Source organism: Arcicella sp. GW822-FHT02H01 (genome assembly GCF_058802005.1).
This window is the reverse complement of sequence record NZ_JBXANT010000001.1, coordinates 680,366-699,730: the sequence shown is the minus strand read 5'-3', so window position 1 is coordinate 699,730 and position 19,365 is coordinate 680,366. Positions and strand designations below refer to the sequence as shown.

The following is a 19,365-nucleotide window of genomic DNA, read 5'->3' as shown; positions in this document are numbered from 1 at the left end:
CCAATTTCTTGCATCTAATATCTTACGTCTAAAATCTAGTGTCTTAAGTCTTAAAGTCTAGTGTCCCCACAAAAACAAAAACAATGACACAATCAGAACAACTTTTTCAGAAAGCTAAAAATTTTATTCCTGGAGGCGTGAATTCGCCAGTGAGAGCATTTCGTGCGGTAGGGGGAAATCCGATATTTATAAAATCAGCAAAAGGAGCCTATTTATATGATGAAGATGGGAATGCTTATATTGAATTAATCAATTCATGGGGACCAATGATATTAGGGCATGCCAATGAATTAGTAGAAAAAGCCGTTTCAGATGCCATTCAAAGTGGTTTTTCGTTTGGAGCGCCCACACGCCGAGAAGTAGAAATGGCAGAATTGATTTGCTCAATGATTCCATCGGTTGAAAAAGTGCGCATGGTAAACTCAGGGACAGAAGCCACGATGTCGGCAGTAAGAGTGGCCAGAGGATATACAGGCAGAGATAAAATGATTAAGTTTGAAGGTAACTATCATGGTCATGGCGACTCCTTCCTTATCGCAGCAGGTTCGGGCGTGATGACGTTCGGAAGTCCAGATTCACCAGGCGTAACCAAAGGCGTAGCCAACGATACCCTGACCGCACCCTATAATAATTTAGAAGCAGTACAGACCCTAGTAGATGCCAACAAAGACAATATCGCCTGTATCATCCTTGAGCCAGTAGTCGGGAATATGGGTTTGGTAAAACCAGCCGAAGGTTTCTTAGAAGGGTTAAGAGCCATTTGTGACAAAGAAGGTATCGTCTTAATTTTTGATGAAGTAATGACAGGCTTCCGTTTAGCCAAAGGAGGTTTCCAAGAGCGTTGTGGTGTAATACCAGATATGACGACGATGGGAAAAATCATCGGAGGAGGAATGCCCGTAGGTGCTTATGGAGGTAAGAAAGAAATCATGGATATTGTTTCACCCGCAGGCCCAGTCTATCAAGCAGGAACATTGTCAGGAAATCCAATAGCAATGGCCGCAGGGTTAGCGATGTTAAATTATCTAAATGAAACGCCATCCGTTTATACCCGTTTGGAAGAAGTAGGGACAAGATTAATCGACGGAATGAAAGCCAACATGGACAAATTGGGATTAAATTATACCTTAAATCATGTAGGTTCTATGTTCACTCTTTTCTTTACCGACAAGGCAGTAAACAATTTTGAAGATGCCAAAACATCTGACACAGTAGCCTTCGGAAAATACTTCCAAGCGATGTTAAAAAGAGGCATATACTTGGCACCATCACAATATGAAGCCATGTTCCTTTCAACAGCCTTGACAGACGAACATATAGCAACTATTTTACAAGCTAACTACGAAAGCTTACAAGAAATTCAGTAGGTCGAGTTTTCAACTCGACTTGTAAGACTATAAGTCGAGTTGAAAACTCGACCTACAAATGATAGATTCAAATTGGAAACTCGACCTACAGATTTTATGGAAAACAGCAAAAAAATATTACTCATAGAAGACGATAAGAGGGTTTCAGATAGTGTACGAAATGGACTAGAAAAGAAAGATTTTATTGTCGAACCTGCCTATGATGGTTTTATGGGGGCTAGTTTGGCTACTAATAATACTTACGATTTGATTTTGTTGGATGTGAACTTACCGCTAATGAATGGTTTTGAAGTTTGTAAAATTATCCGACAAAATAATATTCTAACGCCCATCCTAATGCTGACGGCGATGGGAGAGGTGGATGATAAAGTAAAGGGCTTAGAACAAGGTGCGGATGATTATTTGGTAAAACCTTTTGAATTCAGAGAGCTGATGGCTAGGATTCAGGCATTAATTAGGCGAGCTAATCAACAACAGGATGTCAGTACAGAAATATTGCGAGAAGCCAATCTGTCCTTGAATCTGAGGAGTAAGACCGTCACTCGTGATGAACAAAGCATTGAGCTAACAGCCAGAGAATTTGAACTACTAGAATATATGCTTAGAAACAAAGGACGAGTTTTATCAAAAATGGATATCGTAGAAAACGTGTGGGACTTGAATTTTGATACCAGTACCAATATCGTAGAAGTATACATTAATTATCTCCGCAAAAAAATTGATAGGGAGTTCGAACCCAAACTTATTCATACCAAAACGGGCTTAGGATATGTATTAAAAACCTTGTAATACATGCAAATCAGGTATAAAATAGCCATTCAGTTTACCATCATCGTAGCGATTATCTTGCTAATTTTTTCTGCTATTGTTTATCTAAGGGCTGAAAATCAACAACAAAAAAACTTCTATGACCGCCTACAGGCTCGTTCAAATACTACGGCTCGTTTGCTAGTAGATGTACAGGAATTTACCCCAAGACTGTTGAAATTGATTGATAGAAATTCTTCATTGCGACTAGCAGATGAAGAGGTGTTTGTCTTTAATTTTAAAAATGAATTGCTGTATTCAAACGTAGAACATCGGGCTAACTATATCTCCAATAGTTTATTAGAAAAGATAAGACAGGAAGGCAAGGTGACTTTTAAAAGTGAAGAGCGACAAGTAGTAGGGGTGTTGTTTGCGGGCAAATTTGATAGATTTGTAGTAGTAGCTTCGGCTACGGATAAAATTGGTATTTCGCAGAAGGAAAATCTGATTAAAACCTTGGCGATTGGTTTATTATCGGGTATTTTGATTACGATAGTGTTAGGGATATTTTTTGCCAGTCAGGCACTAAAGCCTATTCAATCGATTAATGAAGAGATTTCAAGAATTACGGCACATAACCTAAAAAAACGGTTGGACGAAGGGAATGGAAAAGACGAAATCGCTGAGCTTTCTGTCAATTTTAACGATATGCTTCAAAGACTTGAAATGGCTTTTATCCAACAAAAACAGTTTGTTTCACAGGCTTCGCACGAACTCAGAACGCCATTGGCCGCCCTGAAAACGGAAGTACAAGTTGGTCTGGAAGAGGAACATTCTATGGAAGAATACCAGCAGATGCTAAGGAATATTTTGAATGATACCGAAAGGTTGATTCAATTATCCAACGGGCTTTTGCAGTTAGCCAAAACCATAGACGAAGGCGAAAAGTTTGTATTTGAAGTGTTGAGAACAGAGGAAATATTATTGAATGCCCAAAAGGCTGTGCAAAACAGTCATCATAATTATAAAATTATTTTCGGCTTTGAAATGATTCCCGAGGAAGATAACCTTACTTTAATCAATGGAAATGAAGTATTGTTAGAAAACCTCTTTGTGAATCTACTAGAAAATGCCTGTAAATATTCTTCCAATCAGCAAGCTAATATTTTGTTGAGTTTTGATAAAAAGTATTGCATCATCAAAATAAAAGACAAAGGTATTGGCATTTCAACAAGCGATTTACCCTACATTTTTAATCCTTTTTACAGAGCTAGAAACACTAGCAATATTAAGGGCTTTGGCATTGGTTTGTCGGTAGCCAAACACATCATTGAACTTCACAAGGGCATCATTCAAGTAAAAAGTAAACTAAACTTAGGCACAGAGTTTATTGTGAAGATTCCGCACTGTTAAATTTTACCTTTCTAAGGGAATTCTAATATTAGATTAAGCTATTCTTAAGGTTAAAACAAGACCTTTGTCATGTAAGAGCAGCATACTAGACCATTGATACATTAATGAAATGATAGCTCAGGAGAAATTAAAGTGTCGATGAAAGGATTACTGTTATAACGTAGTAGAATAATTTGATCTGTTAGCGAATCACCGTTAGTCATGCTGGCGGTGATTTTTGTTTATTTATCATGGGGGAATAGGATTCTTTAAACTCATACCATGCCTTCTGTTTTCTTGGCAACTATGATAAAATTACTTCTCTGAAGCTAATTTTTGTTTTAATGCTGCAAAATTTCCACCCACTGCTACTGCTTCCACTTTAATCATAATTTTAGCGATGACCGCATCATTTTCTTCTGTCAATGTAAAAGATGCCTTGTCTTGGAAATTTAAAAAAAGCCTTTTTTGCAGATTCTTCATTCCCACGCCTTCGTCACTGGTTTTGTTAATGAGTTTCCCTGTATTAATCACTTTTAGCGTGAAAATATTTTGTTTGTAATCAGATACAATCATCAGTTTACCCCCCAACTTATTTTTACCAATGCCATGCTTAATGGCGTTTTCTACCAATAACTGCACCGACATAGGAGGAACACTTAGGCTAAGTGTTTCGGGTTTAATATCGAAAGAATATTCTAGTCTTTTTTCGTACCTTATTTTTTCCAGAAAGAGATAATCTCTGACCAACATCAATTCCATCTCAAGCGATACCAATTGCTGATTGCCCATCGTCAGGGATGTTCTGAGCAATTGTGATAATTCAGTCAAGGCTTGTCGGGCAAGTTCTGGGTCAAAAATAGTGAGGGCCTTAATGCTATTGATGGCATTAAAAAGAAAATGAGGATTGAGTTGATTTTTAAGGTTTTCAAGTTCAGCAGTTTTCAACGACATTTCAGCATTCGCCAACTGCAATTCTTTTCTTTGCGCATTACGATTGCTTAAGAAAAGATGAAAAAATAAAAACCAGATAATTACATAACGGATAGATTCTAGGTAAAACTGATAATAATCATAAGCTTCAAGGTCGATGCCCAAACTCGGTTTCCGATACCGTTGAAAACCAAAAAAATAATCAATCAAAAAAAAGCATAAGCCTAATAGCAAAGTAGCTACCAACGGAAAAACAATCATTTGTCCGTTTTCTCTTTCTCTTTTTAAATAAATTTTTGAATAAAAGTGCGTAAAAAGAATTCCTACGATGAAATTAACGCTCAAGTAGGAACCCAGGTGCATGGGTTGTTCAAAGTATTTAGTTAAAGGTTGTCTGAGAACAAGTGTTGTAAAAAGCCACCAAGAAATTTGCATTACCCAGTAGACTCTATAAGAGAAAAAACTCATGTTAAGATGTACATCGTTGAACAAACTGATAATCAATCAAACATAAAGAGTTTTTTGTTAAAAACCAATATCAATTACTAAAGGTTGAAAGATAAATTGTCCTTTATTAGGAAGATAAATTCCACGGCAACCAGCTTCAAATTGCTGAGAGAAACGCAAAACGTGGAATTGGGCAGTGAAATCAAAACCAATAGAGGTGAAGTTACCAGTATCCGCACCTTTGTAAGTAACTGTCCGCCCATTTTGTGTTTCAGTCCAATTATAACTAGTTTCACCTTTGCCTAAATCCAAGAACAGATTAGCCTTCAATCTTTTTAGGTAAACCAATCTCCCTAAATTCCAGTCAGGGTCAAATAAAGGCAGTCTGTATTCTACCGAGCCAGTCGTTAAATCTTCAAAAGCTCTGTAGCCATAACCACGTGGGAAAAAGGTAGGACTTGAGAAAATATATAGATTACTATTTGGAGCGCCAATGGCATTTTTAAACCCAGCTTGATTTTGGAACGCTGCTCTCAAACGAAGGCTATGATGCGGAAAGAACCCTGGTATATACATACTTCCTTGTACAACGGTAATGCCCCCTTGTAAGCTACCACCAAAGGGTAAATTCCTTGTATAAAAGCTAATGCTTTGTCCCCAACGTGGTGCTACATCTCTAACCGCTCTTTTCAATTGTCTGCTATAAGCAAACGTATAAATCATCGAGGTTAATGTTCCGTTAAAACTTTCTGAAAGATAACGGTCTTTTAAATCATAGCCCGATACCTGCGTGATGGCGGTATTTACGCCAACTTCTAACGATTGGTAATATTTTGAACGAGTAAAGTTAAATGGCAAAGTCACGCCAACAACGATTTGCTGTTGATTCCACTTGTCCGACCTTAAGCTATCCAAAGGGTTTGCTCTATCAATATAAATATTGGTTTGTCGCTGTCCGTTGGTATAATTGACATTTATTTTAGGATACCATGCTTCAAAACTCAAATCCGCAAAGAACTGCCCTGTTTTCTCGTTAACATTGTATGAATACCCTGTACTGATGGCAGTTGTACTTAGCAAATCTTGAGAAGTAATTCCCACATTCAGTTTGTTATTATTCGAGCTAAACACGGCTCCCCAACTATAAATATTAAAGATGTTGGCTTTGCTATATGGCTTTGTTTCAAAAGACTGGTTTCCTACACTTTTAAGCAAATTTTCTCCTGCTTCTTGTCTCAATAGTGCTCCAAAAAGCTTGACAGGCTTGTTAAGGGTTTCATCAAAGGCTAAAAATTGAGTGGGACTAAAAGGCATTTCTACAATTCTATTGCCATTTTCAGTAAAATCATTGAAATACAATAGTTTTCCATCAGCCGAAAAAGCAGGGTTGAAGGCCCCAAATTTGCGATTAGTTACTTGATAACGCTTTTTAGTTTTAAGGTCAAAAGCAAAAATATTATCAATACCCGTTACACCAGAATTGAACAAAACATAGTCCCCCGACTTGACAGGATGCGCTATGTTTTCATTAATAGGGCTAAACAATTCTTTTTCAGCATAGCTTTCAGCGTTGATGCTAACAATATTTTTCTTGCCATTCAGTAGCTTTACTGCCAATATTTCATTGTTCTCCGTCCAGCGTGGGTGGATATAAAAAGCATTGTTTGGATTAGGAATCCTTGCTATTTCTCTACCACTTTCAGTTTCCAATACGACTAAGCTATACTTGTTTTCAGGAGTACTTTCCACGACGACTATCTTGCTGGCATCATTTGATAGGGCTGGGGCTGCAAATTTGGTTTTATGGGTTATCGTTTTGGTGGTTTCCGTATTAAAGTCATACACTTTGATAACTGAGTAATCTCGCTGTCCCCAACGAACATCAAAATTAAATTCCGCCCACGCCACTTTAGGACCAGCCACTGACAGCATACCCGCATTATTAAAAATACCCAGTTCAATTACTTTTTCTTCTGTATTTTGTTTATCCAGAATGACAAACTGCTGAATATCTGAAAGTCCCGATTTTAAGGCTAGCACCCTGCCATCTGGTAGTATCTGCGGAAACTCATAATTGGTAAAAAACTTGTTTTTACTGGTTTGAAGACTAGTAACGGGCGTTTCCTCCATGTCTTTCAACTGTGTTTGCCATCGCTGTTTGGCATCCTCAAAGGCATTTGTATACAACTGTTCTGTTGTTAACCCTGTTACTTTTTTAATGTTATTAGAAAAAGAAAAGGGGTAAAAAGGCATTCTATAAGTTCCCTCCAAAATTTTATCCCAAGCATCGGCACCATATTTGGTCTTCATGTACGAAGTCATTAGGTAACCATTGACATAATGATTAGGAATAAAATTTTTATACGAACCGCCCACTGCTTTTGAATAACTATAAGCTCCTTTGGTCAACAATTGTGTGCGCAAGGCCATATCGAAAGCAGGGATTTTCCCCCTGCCCGAAGTCGTTAAAGCTGATTCCGTTCCCACGGCATCACCCTCTGCAAACCAGTTTGGCACGGCCAATGAGTTGATGATTCCTAAGCCATTGTTCCCAAAAATAGTATAAACTAGCTTGGTAATGCCTGTAAGGGCTTTATCGTACTGCACTACGTGTCTGAATTCGTGTACTGCTAATAAATCTAGCCAATTGTTTGTGCCAAGCAGAGTATAGTCTTGCGGAGGAGTAGTATAAAACTCTGAGCGACGTGGAAATAACGAAACAAAACCATTGGAAACAGTCGTTTGATTTTGAAGTAGGATAGAAATCGGACGCGGATTATGCCCTAAACTATTACTGACGGGCTGATAAACGGTTTCTAACACATTAGCCGTTCGTTGTCCTAGCGACTGAATATTGGTCGGGAAAATTAAGCGAAAGTGCGGTGTTTTTATCTGCGACCATTTTAAGGAGGCAGGATTTTGAGATAAATTAACTGAGTTTTCTTGAGCAAAAATTTGGCATCCACCCAATAGGGTAAATAAAAAAATGAGTACTCTTTTCATAGATTTTACACAGTAAAATGGATTAGGAATGTTGGAATTTATCACGACTTCAAGACATGCCATGAGTATTTTTAGGAAACGTATTGCTGATGCCTAGCTTGTTAGATATAACTTCAACATCGACACCATATTCATTACTATTAGCGGGTGACTTAAGTCACCCGCTAATAGTAATGAATATATAATAGGCTGTTTGTCAGTTGTTTAATTGCCGTTGATAAACCTCTCAAAGCTCACAACTCATCACTCACAACTACAAATACTCTTCAAACCTTTCATATAAATTTATAATATAAGCTTTGTTCCCATTAGGGTTTTTCAAGCTCTTTGTAAATTCATACCAGAAGCCATCACCAATCGAAAGAAATTTTCCTGCCGTTTTAGGTTCTGCTTTTGTTGCCTTGTCGGTAATAAAATCACCGATAAAAATATGCTGTAGCAAATCGCTAGCTTCTTCCCACGAAATCTTTTTATGGTCTACCACGTCCGCAACGCTTGTTGTCGCCTCTACGGTTCTGTTGGTATAATGTAAGTTCAATTCAAAAGCCGAAGTACTTTTATCTTTTTCTATCTTTTTAAACATCAATTTAAAAGGCGCTTCTTTGCCGTAGGTTTCATATACCGCCTGCGTAAGCTCTTGTAATAAATATTCCCAAGCATCGTGATTAATAGGATTACCCTTTGCTTTTTGATTGATGGTAATTTCCAGAAAATTCTGTTCTTCCTCCAATGCCTTGGTGTTGAACTTTTCAGGAGTTTTGCTAAGGAGGTTTAAAATAGGCGCTTCCCATGCTTTAGATAACTCGCCAGCCCATGCCAAATCTTCATTGCCTGTAAACCCTTCTTCCAAAATTTCCTCATCGCTCAATTCGTCTCGGTAAGTATAAGCGATTTCAAATTTGGTATCAATAAAGTTTTCCTTAAAATCTAAAGTCAGGAGAATCTGATGAGAGAAAGGAGGAGGCAAAATATCTGCCGTCTCGAATTTGATTTCTAATTGTGATAATTTATCTACTTTCATGCTTTTTATTAAGTAATTGAGTGATTTAATGAATGAGTGATTAAGCGATTAATATATTTAAAATAAATACATTCCCCTTTTTGTTAGGTCGTTTACTATTGCCTCATTACTTCGTCATCAATGTTTTTTACAAATTTAATCTTTTTATGGTGGCTTTTTTATCAATTTTTCCCGTAGGTGTTTCCGAAAAACTAAAAATCGTAAAAATGTTTTTAGGAACCTGATAAATATCTAAATCATTTTTTACTTTTTCAAGGAGCGTCCGTTTAATGTCGTCGCTCAAGTCATCAGTTTCAACGACTAGAATTAGCTTTTGCCCAAGTCTATCGTCAGGAATACCAAAAGCAAAAAGGCGGTTGATATGCAAGTGCTTTAAATAAGGCTCAAAGATATTTTCTACTTTTTCTAATTGAATTTTTACGCCACCGCTATTAATAATATTATCGTATCTCCCCGTCAGTTTAAACTGATTATCGGGTAAGATTTCCACCAAATCGTTGGTTTGTATTAATTCAAAATTAGTAGCTGCCGCCATGATGTTCAAGCAGCTTCGTTCATCGGTACCAATCTTTACACCTTCTAATACACAAAAATGTGCGTCGCTATTGCTTCCATTCAGCTTTTTAATGGCAATGTGCGAGACCGTCTCCGTCATGCCATAGGTACTATACACAGGAACTGATAATTGTTGAATTTGTTCAGCCAATTGATTATTCGTAGCGGCTCCGCCCACGATGATAGCCTTCATGTTGTTCAAAGTATCTATCTGCTCTTGATGTTGGCTTTCCAAAATGCTTTGTAATTGCAAAGGTACAAAAGCAGCAAAATCAATAGCCTCCTTTGGGACAGTACCAAGGGGATTATTACTAGGCGGAACAATAATCAGTTTTAAGCCCAATACCATGCCTCGCACCAACATCATCGTACCTGCAATATAATCGATATTCAAACAAACCAAGGCTACATCTCCTTTTGTTAAACCAAAAGTTTTTCCAGTGAGCACCGCACTCGCCTCCATTTGTGCTCTAGTAAGGGTAATGGGCTTGGGTTCGCCTGTTGAGCCAGATGTCTTTAACATAAATGTTTGCTCTTGGCTCAACCATTTTTTACAAAACGCTATTACTTTTTTGTCATACTCCGAATCGGCGTTCGGTAAATGATTATAATTTTCAATGATCATGGGATGGAAAATAGAAACACTCCTAAAAACGCTAAAGATAGCATTTTTGAGGAGTGTTCTAAGTAAAAACACAATTGATTTTCTAAGAAACCTTTATCGTGTTTTTGGCACTATCAAATACGGCGGCGAATTGTGAGAGAGGGCTGACGGCTGGCCCATTTATTACTTTTCCTGTCAAATCAAAGTTTGATCCATGATTCGGACAATTAAAACGGTTGTTATCTGGTTCAAAACTTACTGTCGTTCCTTCATGCGTACATGCCTTAGCTACAGCAATATACGTGCCAGTTTTTGTGCGCGCTACAATTACATCACCGCTCACTAACGCTTTGCCATTTGTCTTTAAATCAGCAAAGTTTGCATTCGTTAAATCTATCGTAAAATCGATTGTTCCATTGGCTTTTAAGTTGTTGCCTGTTATGCCAGTAGTAGTTCCTCCGCCATTATTCCCTCCATTATTAGCAGGAGTAGGTGTCGACTCGTTTTTGCAACTTGTCAAACAGTTTTGTAAAATTATAGCACCGACACTCACTCCGACGAGCGATAAAAATTCTTTACGTTCCATAAGATGATGATTTTTAAAATTAAATTGAGTAAGATTTGGTTATTGCCAATACGCCAAAAACTTTGACAGAGTTGCGTTGGTCATATTAATTAACAAAGTGCATGATTCAGAAAAATCATCCTTTAGTATTCATTATTAGGCTTAATATGTCTTTATTTTGTAGGAAAAATGTCTTTTTGACAATCGTTTTTGTAAAACATTTAATTGAATAATCTATATTTTTTATATTTTGTAGATTTATTATCTGTATTAATAATATACAATAATTATATTATCCATATTTATTAGTTTTGTTAGATAATTTAACAATTTCTTTGATGTAGTAACATTATCAAATTTTATTAAAACAGACAGAACCGCTTGTTCTGAACAATCATTATTCAATAAATTAATACAAAGTCATGGCAGAATCTGAAGATAAATTTTTAAACCCTATCAATAAAGATAAAGTAGCTGAAAACCCTGGGTTACTTCCTTATGCACACACCACAGGAAGTGCCGTTATCAAACCTGAGGATTTGGGTAAAACTAAAGGGCGGTCGGTGCTGGCGATGCGTCAACAGACTGATAGACAGATGAATCAGTTGTACGAACAGATGGAGACACTTGCACGTCAGGCAAAGCTATTAGCACAACGTAAGGAAATATCCGAACGAATTTATGATGCTGCTATCGGCTTTGAACCAATTATTAACGAAACCTATTATATGTACGAGAAAGAGAATGGAACAGATTTACTATCGTTGATAGCACCCAACGAATGGGGGCGTTCTTTTAAATATAGTAGGTACTTGGCAAAGTGCTTATTACTCGCCGACCATACGTGGGATGTGCATTATAACGAAGAGCTTAACAAAGAATAATTGGAGCTTTGTAAATGAGTGATTAATTTTGGGTTCATTTACTTTCCAATAGATTAAACATTTTAATATTAAAATAACATGCAGTGGGAAACCCTTAAAGAATACAAAGAGATTTTATTTACTTTTCATGAAGGAATCGCCAAAATCTCAATCAATCGTCCGCAAGTGCACAATGCTTTTACACCCTTGACGGTAAAAGAAATGATTGATGCCATGAACATTTGTCGTGATACAGAAGAAATTGGCGTAATTATTTTGACAGGTGAGGGTGGAAAAGCATTTTGTTCTGGTGGTGACCAATCTGTACGTGGACACGGAGGATATATCGGTGACGATACTGTACCAAGACTAAATGTGTTGGATTTACAAAGACAGATTCGTTCTATTCCTAAGCCTGTAGTGGCGATGGTAGCGGGTTGGGCTATCGGTGGCGGACACGTTTTGCACGTAGTATGCGATTTGTCGATTGCCGCTGAGAACGCTCGTTTCGGACAAACAGGGCCTAATGTAGGTTCGTTTGATGGTGGCTTCGGGGCATCTTATTTAGCTAGAGTAGTAGGTCAAAAGAAAGCACGTGAAATTTGGTTTTTGTGCGACCAATACAATGCCCAAGAAGCATTGGATATGGGTCTTGTCAACAAGGTTGTACCATTGGAACAACTAGAAGAAACAACGGTAGCGTGGTGTAAGAAGATTTTAGAAAAAAGTCCACTAGCACTAAGAATGCTGAAATCATCATTCAATGCTGAATTAGACGGACAAGCAGGTATTCAAGAATTAGCAGGCAATGCCACATTGCTTTATTACCTATCGGATGAGGCGAAGGAAGGTAAAAATGCTTTCTTAGAAAAACGCAAACCAGACTTTAGTAAGTTTCCAAAGTTCCCATGATAATAAATTCCGAAAGCCCCTAAGCTTTCGGAATTTTTATTTAGTTTTGAACCGAAGGTGTGAACCCAACCGTGTTCTGTGTCACACAGAACACAATAATTGACTATTCGGTTGATAAAACCATCGATAAGAAAAAATTTAACGTTGTGGTCTGTGTGATACAGACCACGGGTTTAAAAGTGTATAAGCAACTGATAATCAATATATTTATCCCTAGCGAGGGACTTAAGTCCCTCGCTAGGGATAAGAGATGGACGTAGTCAGGATGTGGGGTGTGAACCCAACTGTGTTCTGTGTGCCACAGAACACGAATTTAGCATACAGATCATGGGGTTAAAGCCAACAAAACAAGCACTTAGTAACCTAGCTTATTCCTAGCGAGGGACTTAAGTCCCTCGCTAGGAATGAAAGGGTGTAAACCATAATTTCAACCAACACAAAAAACCAAAAAAATACCATACAATTATGAATTATTGGCTCGTAAAATCAGAACCTTTCAAATATTCTTGGGATGATTTCGTTAAACAAGGCACAGGGATGTGGGATGGCGTCCGAAATTTTCAAGCACGCAATAATTTAAGAGCGATGCAAGTAAATGACCTCGTGCTTTTCTATCATTCAAATGAAGGAATGGAAGTAGTCGGTATTGCCAAAGTAGTAAAAGAGGCTTATCAAGACCCTACGACCGAAGATAAAAACTGGGTGGTAGTTGACCTTGTCCCTGTTGAAAAACTGCCTAAAACAGTTACATTAAAACAAATGAAATCTGATGAACGACTCAAGGATTTATCACTAATCAAACAATCAAGGCTTTCAGTTACGTATATTAAGCCCGAAGAATTTGACATCATTCTTGGCCTTGCTCATGAGTAAACAAGCTCAAATAATTAATTTAAAAATATGAAAACCGTCTTTTTTAAAAGTGTTGCTTTTTTTGTATTGATGATTACCACTATTCAATTCGCTCAGGCGCAGAGCTTAAAAAGAGTTGAAATTCCGTTACCATCAAGCAATTCTGAGCTTTTTACCATTCCCATCAACGAACAAGGGGTTTTGGTACTATCTCAGGTGAATAAAACTAATTTTGTGCTTTCTAGGTTCGACACCAACTTGGATCAGGTATGGTCTATCAACGGAACAATTGACGGGAACTTAGATTATGTAAAACATTGCTATGACGGCAAAAGCCTATACTTACTTTTTAGCCGCTATAGAAGTAATGTGTACGAGGTAGTAAAAGTAAATATTGGTCCGGGCTTTATCGAAAAGTACCAGATAATGTCGGTAGATAGGATGGAAGTGTCTGATTTTCAGGCTGTAAACTCTTCAATTTTTATTGCAGGAATGGTTAATAACCAACCTGTTATTTTATTCACCAATCTGGTAGAACGCAAAACAAAGGTATTGCCAAGTGCCTTGAAAAGTCAGGCAGAGATACAATCGATGGAATTGGACACTAGCACCGCTATCGTCAATGTAACGTATGCAGTGGGTACGCGTGGAAAAAACTACCAGTTGGTCGTGAAATCATTTGATGAAGACGGTAAGCAAATCTCACAAGTAGTGATGAACCCAGATAACGAATTTGCCATGATGAATGGCAAGCTAAACCTTGTCTCTGATTCAACAGAAGTAATGTTCGGAACGTATGGACATAAAAGCTCGATAGGGTCGTCACGTGGACCTACTTCGCAAGGTATTTATTTCTCAAAATTGACCGACAGTGAAATCACCGATTTGAAATTCCACAGCTTTACTGAGTTTAAAAACTTCTTTAACTTCATGGGCGACCGCCAAAAGGAAAAGCAAGAGAAAAAGATTCAGGACAAGAAAAATAAAGGAGAAGATTTACGCTTAGACTACCGTTTGTTGGTACATGATATTATCAAACAGGATGATAAATACATCATGGTAGCCGAAGCATTTTATGCCGACTACCGTTATAATAATTACAATCCTTTCGGGATGTATAATGGTATGGGTAGCCCGTATAGCTCTTTTTATAACCCTTATCGTTGGGGATATGGCTATTATGGGTTGTATTCACCTTTCAGCTCGTATTATAGTCCGTGGGGATGGGGAAATAGATATTATGGCAATCAACAAACATTTGATGGCTGGATTTATACCCACGCTATCGTAGCAGCATTTGATGAAAAAGGCAATTTGCTATGGGATAACAGCATCGAAATGAAAGATGTGAAAGAGCAAAAACTAAGCGAAAAAGTAAAAGCTTCGATAAAAGGAGATGAAATTACGCTTTCGTACAGCAATAAAGGACAAATTTTTACTAAAATCATCAAAGGCGATACCATTCTTGAAGATACCCAAAGCTCGAAAATAGGTACTCAAATGGAAGGAGATAAAGTAAAACAGACTACTTCTGATGCAATCGACTATTGGTATAAAAACTACTTCATTGCCTCTGGTTATCAGCGTATTACGAATGATAGCGAAGGCGGACGAAGAAATGTATTTTATATGAATAAGATTTCATTTTAGTTCAAATAAAGGCTTTTGATTAACTTGCAGCGGTATTTCAAAATAAGAGTCCGCTAGACATTATTAACCTCACCCCCAATCCCTCTCCTTCAGAGAGGGGAGCTTTAAGCACTAAGGTCTGCTCTCCTTCTCTGAAGGAGAAGGGGCTGGGGGATGAGGTTTTACAGAATAATATCTAGCGACATTCTTATTTGGGATACCGCTTTTTTTGTTGATGACAAAATCAATATAGATTCCATAGACAGCACAATTTATGCAACAAGAGATTATTAAACTTGAAACGCCCCAAAACTGGAAAGAATATCAACTGATTGATTCTGGTGGTTTCGAGAAATTAGAAAAATTTGGGAAATATATCCTTCGTCGACCAGAGCCACAAGCCGCTTGGGATAAGTCTATGCCCGATTCAGAATGGGAGAGGAGCGCACACGCCACTTTTAAAAAAGATAAAGGTTCGCAGGAAAAAGGAGAATGGATTGTAAAGAAAGGCGTTGAAGAACGTTGGTTTATGCCTTATAAAACCAATGCCTTGGATTTGAGTTTTAAATTAGCCCTTTCGTCATTCAAACACGTCGGGATTTTTCCAGAACAAGCCTCCAATTGGGAATTTATCGTGGATAAAGTAAAAAAACTTCCTGTCAAAAACCCTAAAGTATTGAACCTGTTCGCTTATACGGGCGGAGCATCTATTGCTGCCAAACAGGCTGGTGCGGATATCACCCACGTTGATTCTATCAAACAGGTAATTTCATGGTCGAGAGAGAACATGGAAGCGAGCAATCTTGAGAATATTCGTTGGGTAGTAGAAGATGCTTTGAAGTTTGTAAAACGCGAAGCTAAGCGTGGAAACGTTTACCAAGGGATAATACTAGACCCCCCAGCGTATGGCCGTGGCCCCGATGGTGAAAAATGGATTCTGGAAGAGCAAATAAATGAACTACTCAAAACGGTAGCACAAATCCTTGACAAAGAAAATTACTTCTTAATCTTGAATATGTACTCAATGGGTTTCTCTTCGTTAATCGTTGAAAATTTAGTGAAATGTTCTTTCAGCCAAACCCAAAATCATGAGTTCGGAGAGCTTTATTTACTAGATGACTTCAAAAAGAAACTACCTCTTGGAGTATTTTACAGATTTGCGAGTGTTTAGTGGGCCAAAACTTCAATAGCTTTTAAGAAAACTAAAAAAAGCACGAAATAGTACACTTTTTTCATGGGTATGTATAAATTATTAGTGGTTAATTGTTTGGTACAAAAGTAGTTACATTATTATCGTTTTTCAAAATTTAATTTGCAGAAAAAACAATAATTTATGAAAAAATAATATTGTACAAACAACTAACCACCAATGATTATGCAAACCCTGTTATTTATTACGATAGACTCTTTCGTAAAACAGTGGGAAAATGAATAATGTCAGTACCGTAGCACCAACCAACCCACCGATTACGACAATCGCCAATGGTTTTTGTGACTCCGAACCAATGCCTGACGAAACTGCCGCTGGCAACATCCCGAAAATACCCATCAAGGCCGTCATCATTACTGGACGTACCCGCGACTGAACTCCCTGTAAAACAGACTCATGCAAGGATAGCTTTCGATGGAGGTTATCTTTAAATACCTCAATCATAATTACTCCATTCTGAATACAAATCCCGAACAATGCAATAAAGCCAATACCTGCCGAAATACTAAAGTTCGTCCCCGTTACCAACAGTGCCAACGACCCACCAATAATGGCAAAAGGCACATTGGTAAATACTAAGCCAGCATCTTTCAAACTCCCGAACATCAGATACAAGATAAAGAAAATCGTAATCATCGAAATCGGTACTACCTGCGCCAAGCGTTTAGACGCTCTTTGTTGGTTTTCAAAATCACCCTTCCATTTCATTTCGTAGCCCTTCGGCAACGCATGAATCACCTTGTTTACCTCTGTTTGAGCTTCTTCAATGGTGCTACCCATGTCACGACCACGTACCGAGAATTTAACGGCGATAAAACGCTTGGTGTCTTCTCTGAAAATCAAACTTGGGCCTGTCAAGGTACGAATCACGGCGATTTCCTTGATAGGAATTTTTGTGCCGTTCATCGTCGGAACCATCAAATCTCCAATTTCAGCTTCCGACTTACGATATTCTGATTGGAAACGGATACGAATATCAAACTTACGTTCGCCTTCAAACAACTGGCTAGCCGTTTGCCCACCAATCGCCATGGATACCACGGCCTCAGCATCTGCCGCCTGTACGCCGTATAAGTCCATTTTTTGTTGGTCAAGCTCAATACGAAGCTCTGGCTGTCCCAAGTTTTTGATGATGCCCAAATCTTCTATACCATCAATCTTCTTCAATACATCATTTACTTTCTCAGCTTGTTTTTCCAGAAACTCAAAGTCTTGCCCGTAAATTTTCACTGCAATAGAACCTTTCACCCCCGATACGGCCTCCTCAACGTTATCCATAATGGGTTGTGAGAAACCAAGGCTTACCCCTTGAAACACATCCAATTTCTTTTGCATTTGCTCAATTAATTGTGCCTTCGTCAGATGGCTCTTCCATTCTTTTTGCGGATAAATATCAACGTGAAACTCTACGTTATAAAAACCCGTAGGGTCAGTACCATCATTTGGTCGCCCAGCTTGTGACATTACCTGACGTACCTCTGGGAAGCCTTCAAATACCTTTCGCATATCATTGGCATACCGCACCGACTCGTTCAAACTAATACTCCGTGGCATCGTCGCCCTTACATAAATAGAACCTTCATTTAACTGTGGAAGGAATTCCGTACCATGAATCGTCAATGTCCATAATCCAACAACGGTAATGATAGCAGTAGTGATAAAAGTACCTTTCTTATGAGAAAAGCAATAGTTGAACAACATCATCGAATATTTCAAGACACCATCCACAAAGAAATTTGATTTTTCCTTAACGTTCTTATCCATCAAAATACTCACCATCACGGGCACAAGCGTCAGCGTAAATATCAATGCTCCTAACAGGGCTGCACCTAACGTCCAAGCCAAAGGGGTAAACATTTTACCCTCTACTTTTTGGAAAGCGAAAATCGGTAAAAGGGCTACCAAGATGATTACTTTAGACGTAAAGATGGCTTTCCCCATCGACGTACCTGTACGTTTTATCAAAGAAAGCTTGGCTAGTTTATTAAAACGTTCCATGCCTACTTCGTGTGCTTTGTGGGAAAGTACCACAATCAACCCCTCGACGACGACCACGGTACCATCAATGATAATCCCGAAATCGACTGCCCCCAATGATAGCAAGTTTACCGACATACCCATCAACTTCAGACAGGTAAAAGCAAAGAGCAACGCCAGCGGAATAATCATCGCCACAATCAAAGACGCACGCCAATCGGCTAAGAAAATCAATACCATCAAGGTAACCAATACAATACCTTCTAAGAGGTTATGCGAAACCGTTTCGATACAAAAATCCAACAGCGTTTGGCGGTTATAAAACGCCTTGATATTAATATCAACAGGAAGAATTTTGGTATTCAATTCTTCTACTTTTTCGTTCAAACTCTTGATTACTGCCGAAGGGTCTTCGCCTTTACGCATCACCACGATACCCTCAACGGCGTCGTTGTTGTTTCCTCGACCTACTTGCCCAAGTTTCGGCAAAGCCGATTCGCTAACAGTAGCCACAGTTTTTACATATACGGGAACGCCATCAATGTTTTCAACCAAGATATTTTCAATGTCTGAGATATTGGCTAACAAACCAATCCCACGTACTACATAAGCCTGATTGTTTTTAGTGATTACATCACCCCCTACGTTGATATTACTTTTCTGTACCGCCTGAAATACATCCAACGGTGTGATATTATACGCCTGTAAAAGGTTTGGGTTTACACTGATTTCATACGTTTTTACCTCACCCCCAAAGCTTACAATATCCGCCACACCTGGCACAGACCTTAAGTTTCTATCAACTACCCAATCTTGAATTTCCTTTAATTTTCTGGCACTCAGCGACTTTGAATCAAGGGTATATCTGAAAATCTCTCCCGTTGGGCCATAAGGCGGTTGAATTTCTGGTTCAACGCCATCGGGCAAACTTAGTCCCTGCAAAGCATTGTTGATTTGAATACGGGCAAAATTGTTATCTACTCCATCATCAAACATCACCACAACCACCGATAAACCAAAGAGGGTAGTAGACCGCACAGTGGTTTTTTTCTGTACCCCATTCATCGAAATCTCAAGCGGGGCAGTCACAAACTTTTCTATTTCTTCCGCACTTCGTCCCGGCCATTGCGTAATAATCGTTACTTGCGTATTGGTAACATCGGGAAAGGCATCAATTGGGGTATTTAAAAAACTAAAAATACCACCAACCACAATGACAGCCGTGAAAAAAAACACGGCAAATTTGAATTTAAGCGATAAAGCCAATAATGTTTTCATGGTATCGTAT

14 protein-coding genes are annotated in these 19,365 nt (G+C 38.3%); 8 read left to right on the top strand and 6 right to left on the bottom strand.

The features are described from left to right. Window positions 1–83 precede the first annotated feature (83 nt). The 3 genes from hemL (at window position 84) to AC1RNE_RS03020 (ending at window position 3,527) form a co-directional block, all read left to right on the top strand. Complete coding sequence (gene hemL / locus AC1RNE_RS03030; protein ID WP_492799564.1) at window positions 84–1,367, top strand: glutamate-1-semialdehyde 2,1-aminomutase; 1,284 nt, start codon at window positions 84–86, stop codon at window positions 1,365–1,367. A gap of 96 nt (window positions 1,368–1,463) precedes the next feature. Next, complete coding sequence (locus tag AC1RNE_RS03025; RefSeq protein ID WP_492799563.1) at window positions 1,464–2,156, top strand: response regulator transcription factor; 693 nt, start codon at window positions 1,464–1,466, stop codon at window positions 2,154–2,156. Between the two features lie 3 nt (window positions 2,157–2,159). Beyond that, the gene (locus AC1RNE_RS03020; protein WP_492799562.1) at window positions 2,160–3,527 is read left to right on the top strand and encodes a HAMP domain-containing sensor histidine kinase; all 1,368 of its coding nucleotides are present in this window, start codon (window positions 2,160–2,162) and stop codon (window positions 3,525–3,527) included. A 294-nt stretch (window positions 3,528–3,821) separates the two neighbouring features. Here the strand turns inward: AC1RNE_RS03020 and AC1RNE_RS03015 are convergent, their stop codons facing one another. The 5 genes from AC1RNE_RS03015 to AC1RNE_RS02995 all read right to left on the bottom strand — a co-directional run bounded on the left by AC1RNE_RS03015 (window position 3,822) and on the right by AC1RNE_RS02995 (window position 10,655). Further along, window positions 3,822–4,907, bottom strand: a complete 1,086-nt coding sequence (locus tag AC1RNE_RS03015; RefSeq protein ID WP_492799561.1) for a sensor histidine kinase — start codon at window positions 4,905–4,907, stop codon at window positions 3,822–3,824. A 57-nt stretch (window positions 4,908–4,964) separates the two neighbouring features. Beyond that, window positions 4,965–7,889 (bottom strand): hypothetical protein, encoded by a 2,925-nt coding sequence (locus AC1RNE_RS03010; RefSeq protein ID WP_492799560.1) that lies wholly within the window; start codon window positions 7,887–7,889, stop codon window positions 4,965–4,967. A 253-nt stretch (window positions 7,890–8,142) separates the two neighbouring features. Further along, window positions 8,143–8,910 (bottom strand): hypothetical protein, encoded by a 768-nt coding sequence (locus AC1RNE_RS03005; protein ID WP_492799559.1) that lies wholly within the window; start codon window positions 8,908–8,910, stop codon window positions 8,143–8,145. Window positions 8,911–9,037: 127 nt separating this feature from the next. Next, a complete protein-coding gene (locus AC1RNE_RS03000) occupies window positions 9,038–10,090 on the bottom strand; it encodes an AMP-binding protein (RefSeq protein ID WP_492799558.1) in 1,053 nt (350 codons plus the stop codon). 82 nt (window positions 10,091–10,172) lie between these two features. Beyond that, complete coding sequence (locus AC1RNE_RS02995; protein ID WP_492799557.1) at window positions 10,173–10,655, bottom strand: QcrA and Rieske domain-containing protein; 483 nt, start codon at window positions 10,653–10,655, stop codon at window positions 10,173–10,175. Between the two features lie 401 nt (window positions 10,656–11,056). Here AC1RNE_RS02995 and AC1RNE_RS02990 point away from each other — a divergent pair, with 401 nt between their 5' ends. The 5 genes from AC1RNE_RS02990 to AC1RNE_RS02970 all read left to right on the top strand — a co-directional run bounded on the left by AC1RNE_RS02990 (window position 11,057) and on the right by AC1RNE_RS02970 (window position 16,061). Further along, window positions 11,057–11,518, top strand: coding sequence for a DUF2452 domain-containing protein (locus tag AC1RNE_RS02990; protein ID WP_309922736.1), 462 nt, complete (start codon window positions 11,057–11,059; stop codon window positions 11,516–11,518). 78 nt (window positions 11,519–11,596) lie between these two features. Beyond that, complete coding sequence (gene menB / locus AC1RNE_RS02985; RefSeq protein ID WP_323250144.1) at window positions 11,597–12,409, top strand: 1,4-dihydroxy-2-naphthoyl-CoA synthase; 813 nt, start codon at window positions 11,597–11,599, stop codon at window positions 12,407–12,409. Window positions 12,410–12,874: 465 nt separating this feature from the next. Continuing rightward, a complete protein-coding gene (locus tag AC1RNE_RS02980; RefSeq protein ID WP_492799556.1) occupies window positions 12,875–13,282 on the top strand; it encodes an EVE domain-containing protein in 408 nt (135 codons plus the stop codon). Between the two features lie 27 nt (window positions 13,283–13,309). After that, entirely contained in the window at window positions 13,310–14,911 is a 1,602-nt protein-coding gene (locus AC1RNE_RS02975) for a hypothetical protein (protein WP_492799555.1), read from the top strand. A gap of 253 nt (window positions 14,912–15,164) precedes the next feature. Then, window positions 15,165–16,061, top strand: a complete 897-nt coding sequence (locus AC1RNE_RS02970; RefSeq protein WP_492799554.1) for an RsmD family RNA methyltransferase — start codon at window positions 15,165–15,167, stop codon at window positions 16,059–16,061. Between the two features lie 216 nt (window positions 16,062–16,277). Here AC1RNE_RS02970 and AC1RNE_RS02965 read toward each other — a convergent pair whose 3' ends face one another. Beyond that, window positions 16,278–19,355 carry an efflux RND transporter permease subunit gene (locus AC1RNE_RS02965; protein ID WP_492799553.1) on the bottom strand — a complete coding sequence of 1,026 codons (3,078 nt, stop codon included), beginning with the start codon at window positions 19,353–19,355 and terminating at the stop codon, window positions 16,278–16,280. Between the last annotated feature and the right edge of the window lie 10 nt (window positions 19,356–19,365).

Coding starts and splice junctions, on each gene's coding strand:
- hemL (WP_492799564.1), top strand. CDS start 84: ATGACACAATCAGAACAACTTTTTCAGAAAGCTAAAAATTTTATTCCT.
- AC1RNE_RS03025 (WP_492799563.1), top strand. CDS start 1,464: ATGGAAAACAGCAAAAAAATATTACTCATAGAAGACGATAAGAGGGTT.
- AC1RNE_RS03020 (WP_492799562.1), top strand. CDS start 2,160: ATGCAAATCAGGTATAAAATAGCCATTCAGTTTACCATCATCGTAGCG.
- AC1RNE_RS03015 (WP_492799561.1), bottom strand. CDS start 4,907: ATGAGTTTTTTCTCTTATAGAGTCTACTGGGTAATGCAAATTTCTTGG.
- AC1RNE_RS03010 (WP_492799560.1), bottom strand. CDS start 7,889: ATGAAAAGAGTACTCATTTTTTTATTTACCCTATTGGGTGGATGCCAA.
- AC1RNE_RS03005 (WP_492799559.1), bottom strand. CDS start 8,910: ATGAAAGTAGATAAATTATCACAATTAGAAATCAAATTCGAGACGGCA.
- AC1RNE_RS03000 (WP_492799558.1), bottom strand. CDS start 10,090: ATGATCATTGAAAATTATAATCATTTACCGAACGCCGATTCGGAGTAT.
- AC1RNE_RS02995 (WP_492799557.1), bottom strand. CDS start 10,655: ATGGAACGTAAAGAATTTTTATCGCTCGTCGGAGTGAGTGTCGGTGCT.
- AC1RNE_RS02990 (WP_309922736.1), top strand. CDS start 11,057: ATGGCAGAATCTGAAGATAAATTTTTAAACCCTATCAATAAAGATAAA.
- menB (WP_323250144.1), top strand. CDS start 11,597: ATGCAGTGGGAAACCCTTAAAGAATACAAAGAGATTTTATTTACTTTT.
- AC1RNE_RS02980 (WP_492799556.1), top strand. CDS start 12,875: ATGAATTATTGGCTCGTAAAATCAGAACCTTTCAAATATTCTTGGGAT.
- AC1RNE_RS02975 (WP_492799555.1), top strand. CDS start 13,310: ATGAAAACCGTCTTTTTTAAAAGTGTTGCTTTTTTTGTATTGATGATT.
- AC1RNE_RS02970 (WP_492799554.1), top strand. CDS start 15,165: ATGCAACAAGAGATTATTAAACTTGAAACGCCCCAAAACTGGAAAGAA.
- AC1RNE_RS02965 (WP_492799553.1), bottom strand. CDS start 19,355: ATGAAAACATTATTGGCTTTATCGCTTAAATTCAAATTTGCCGTGTTT.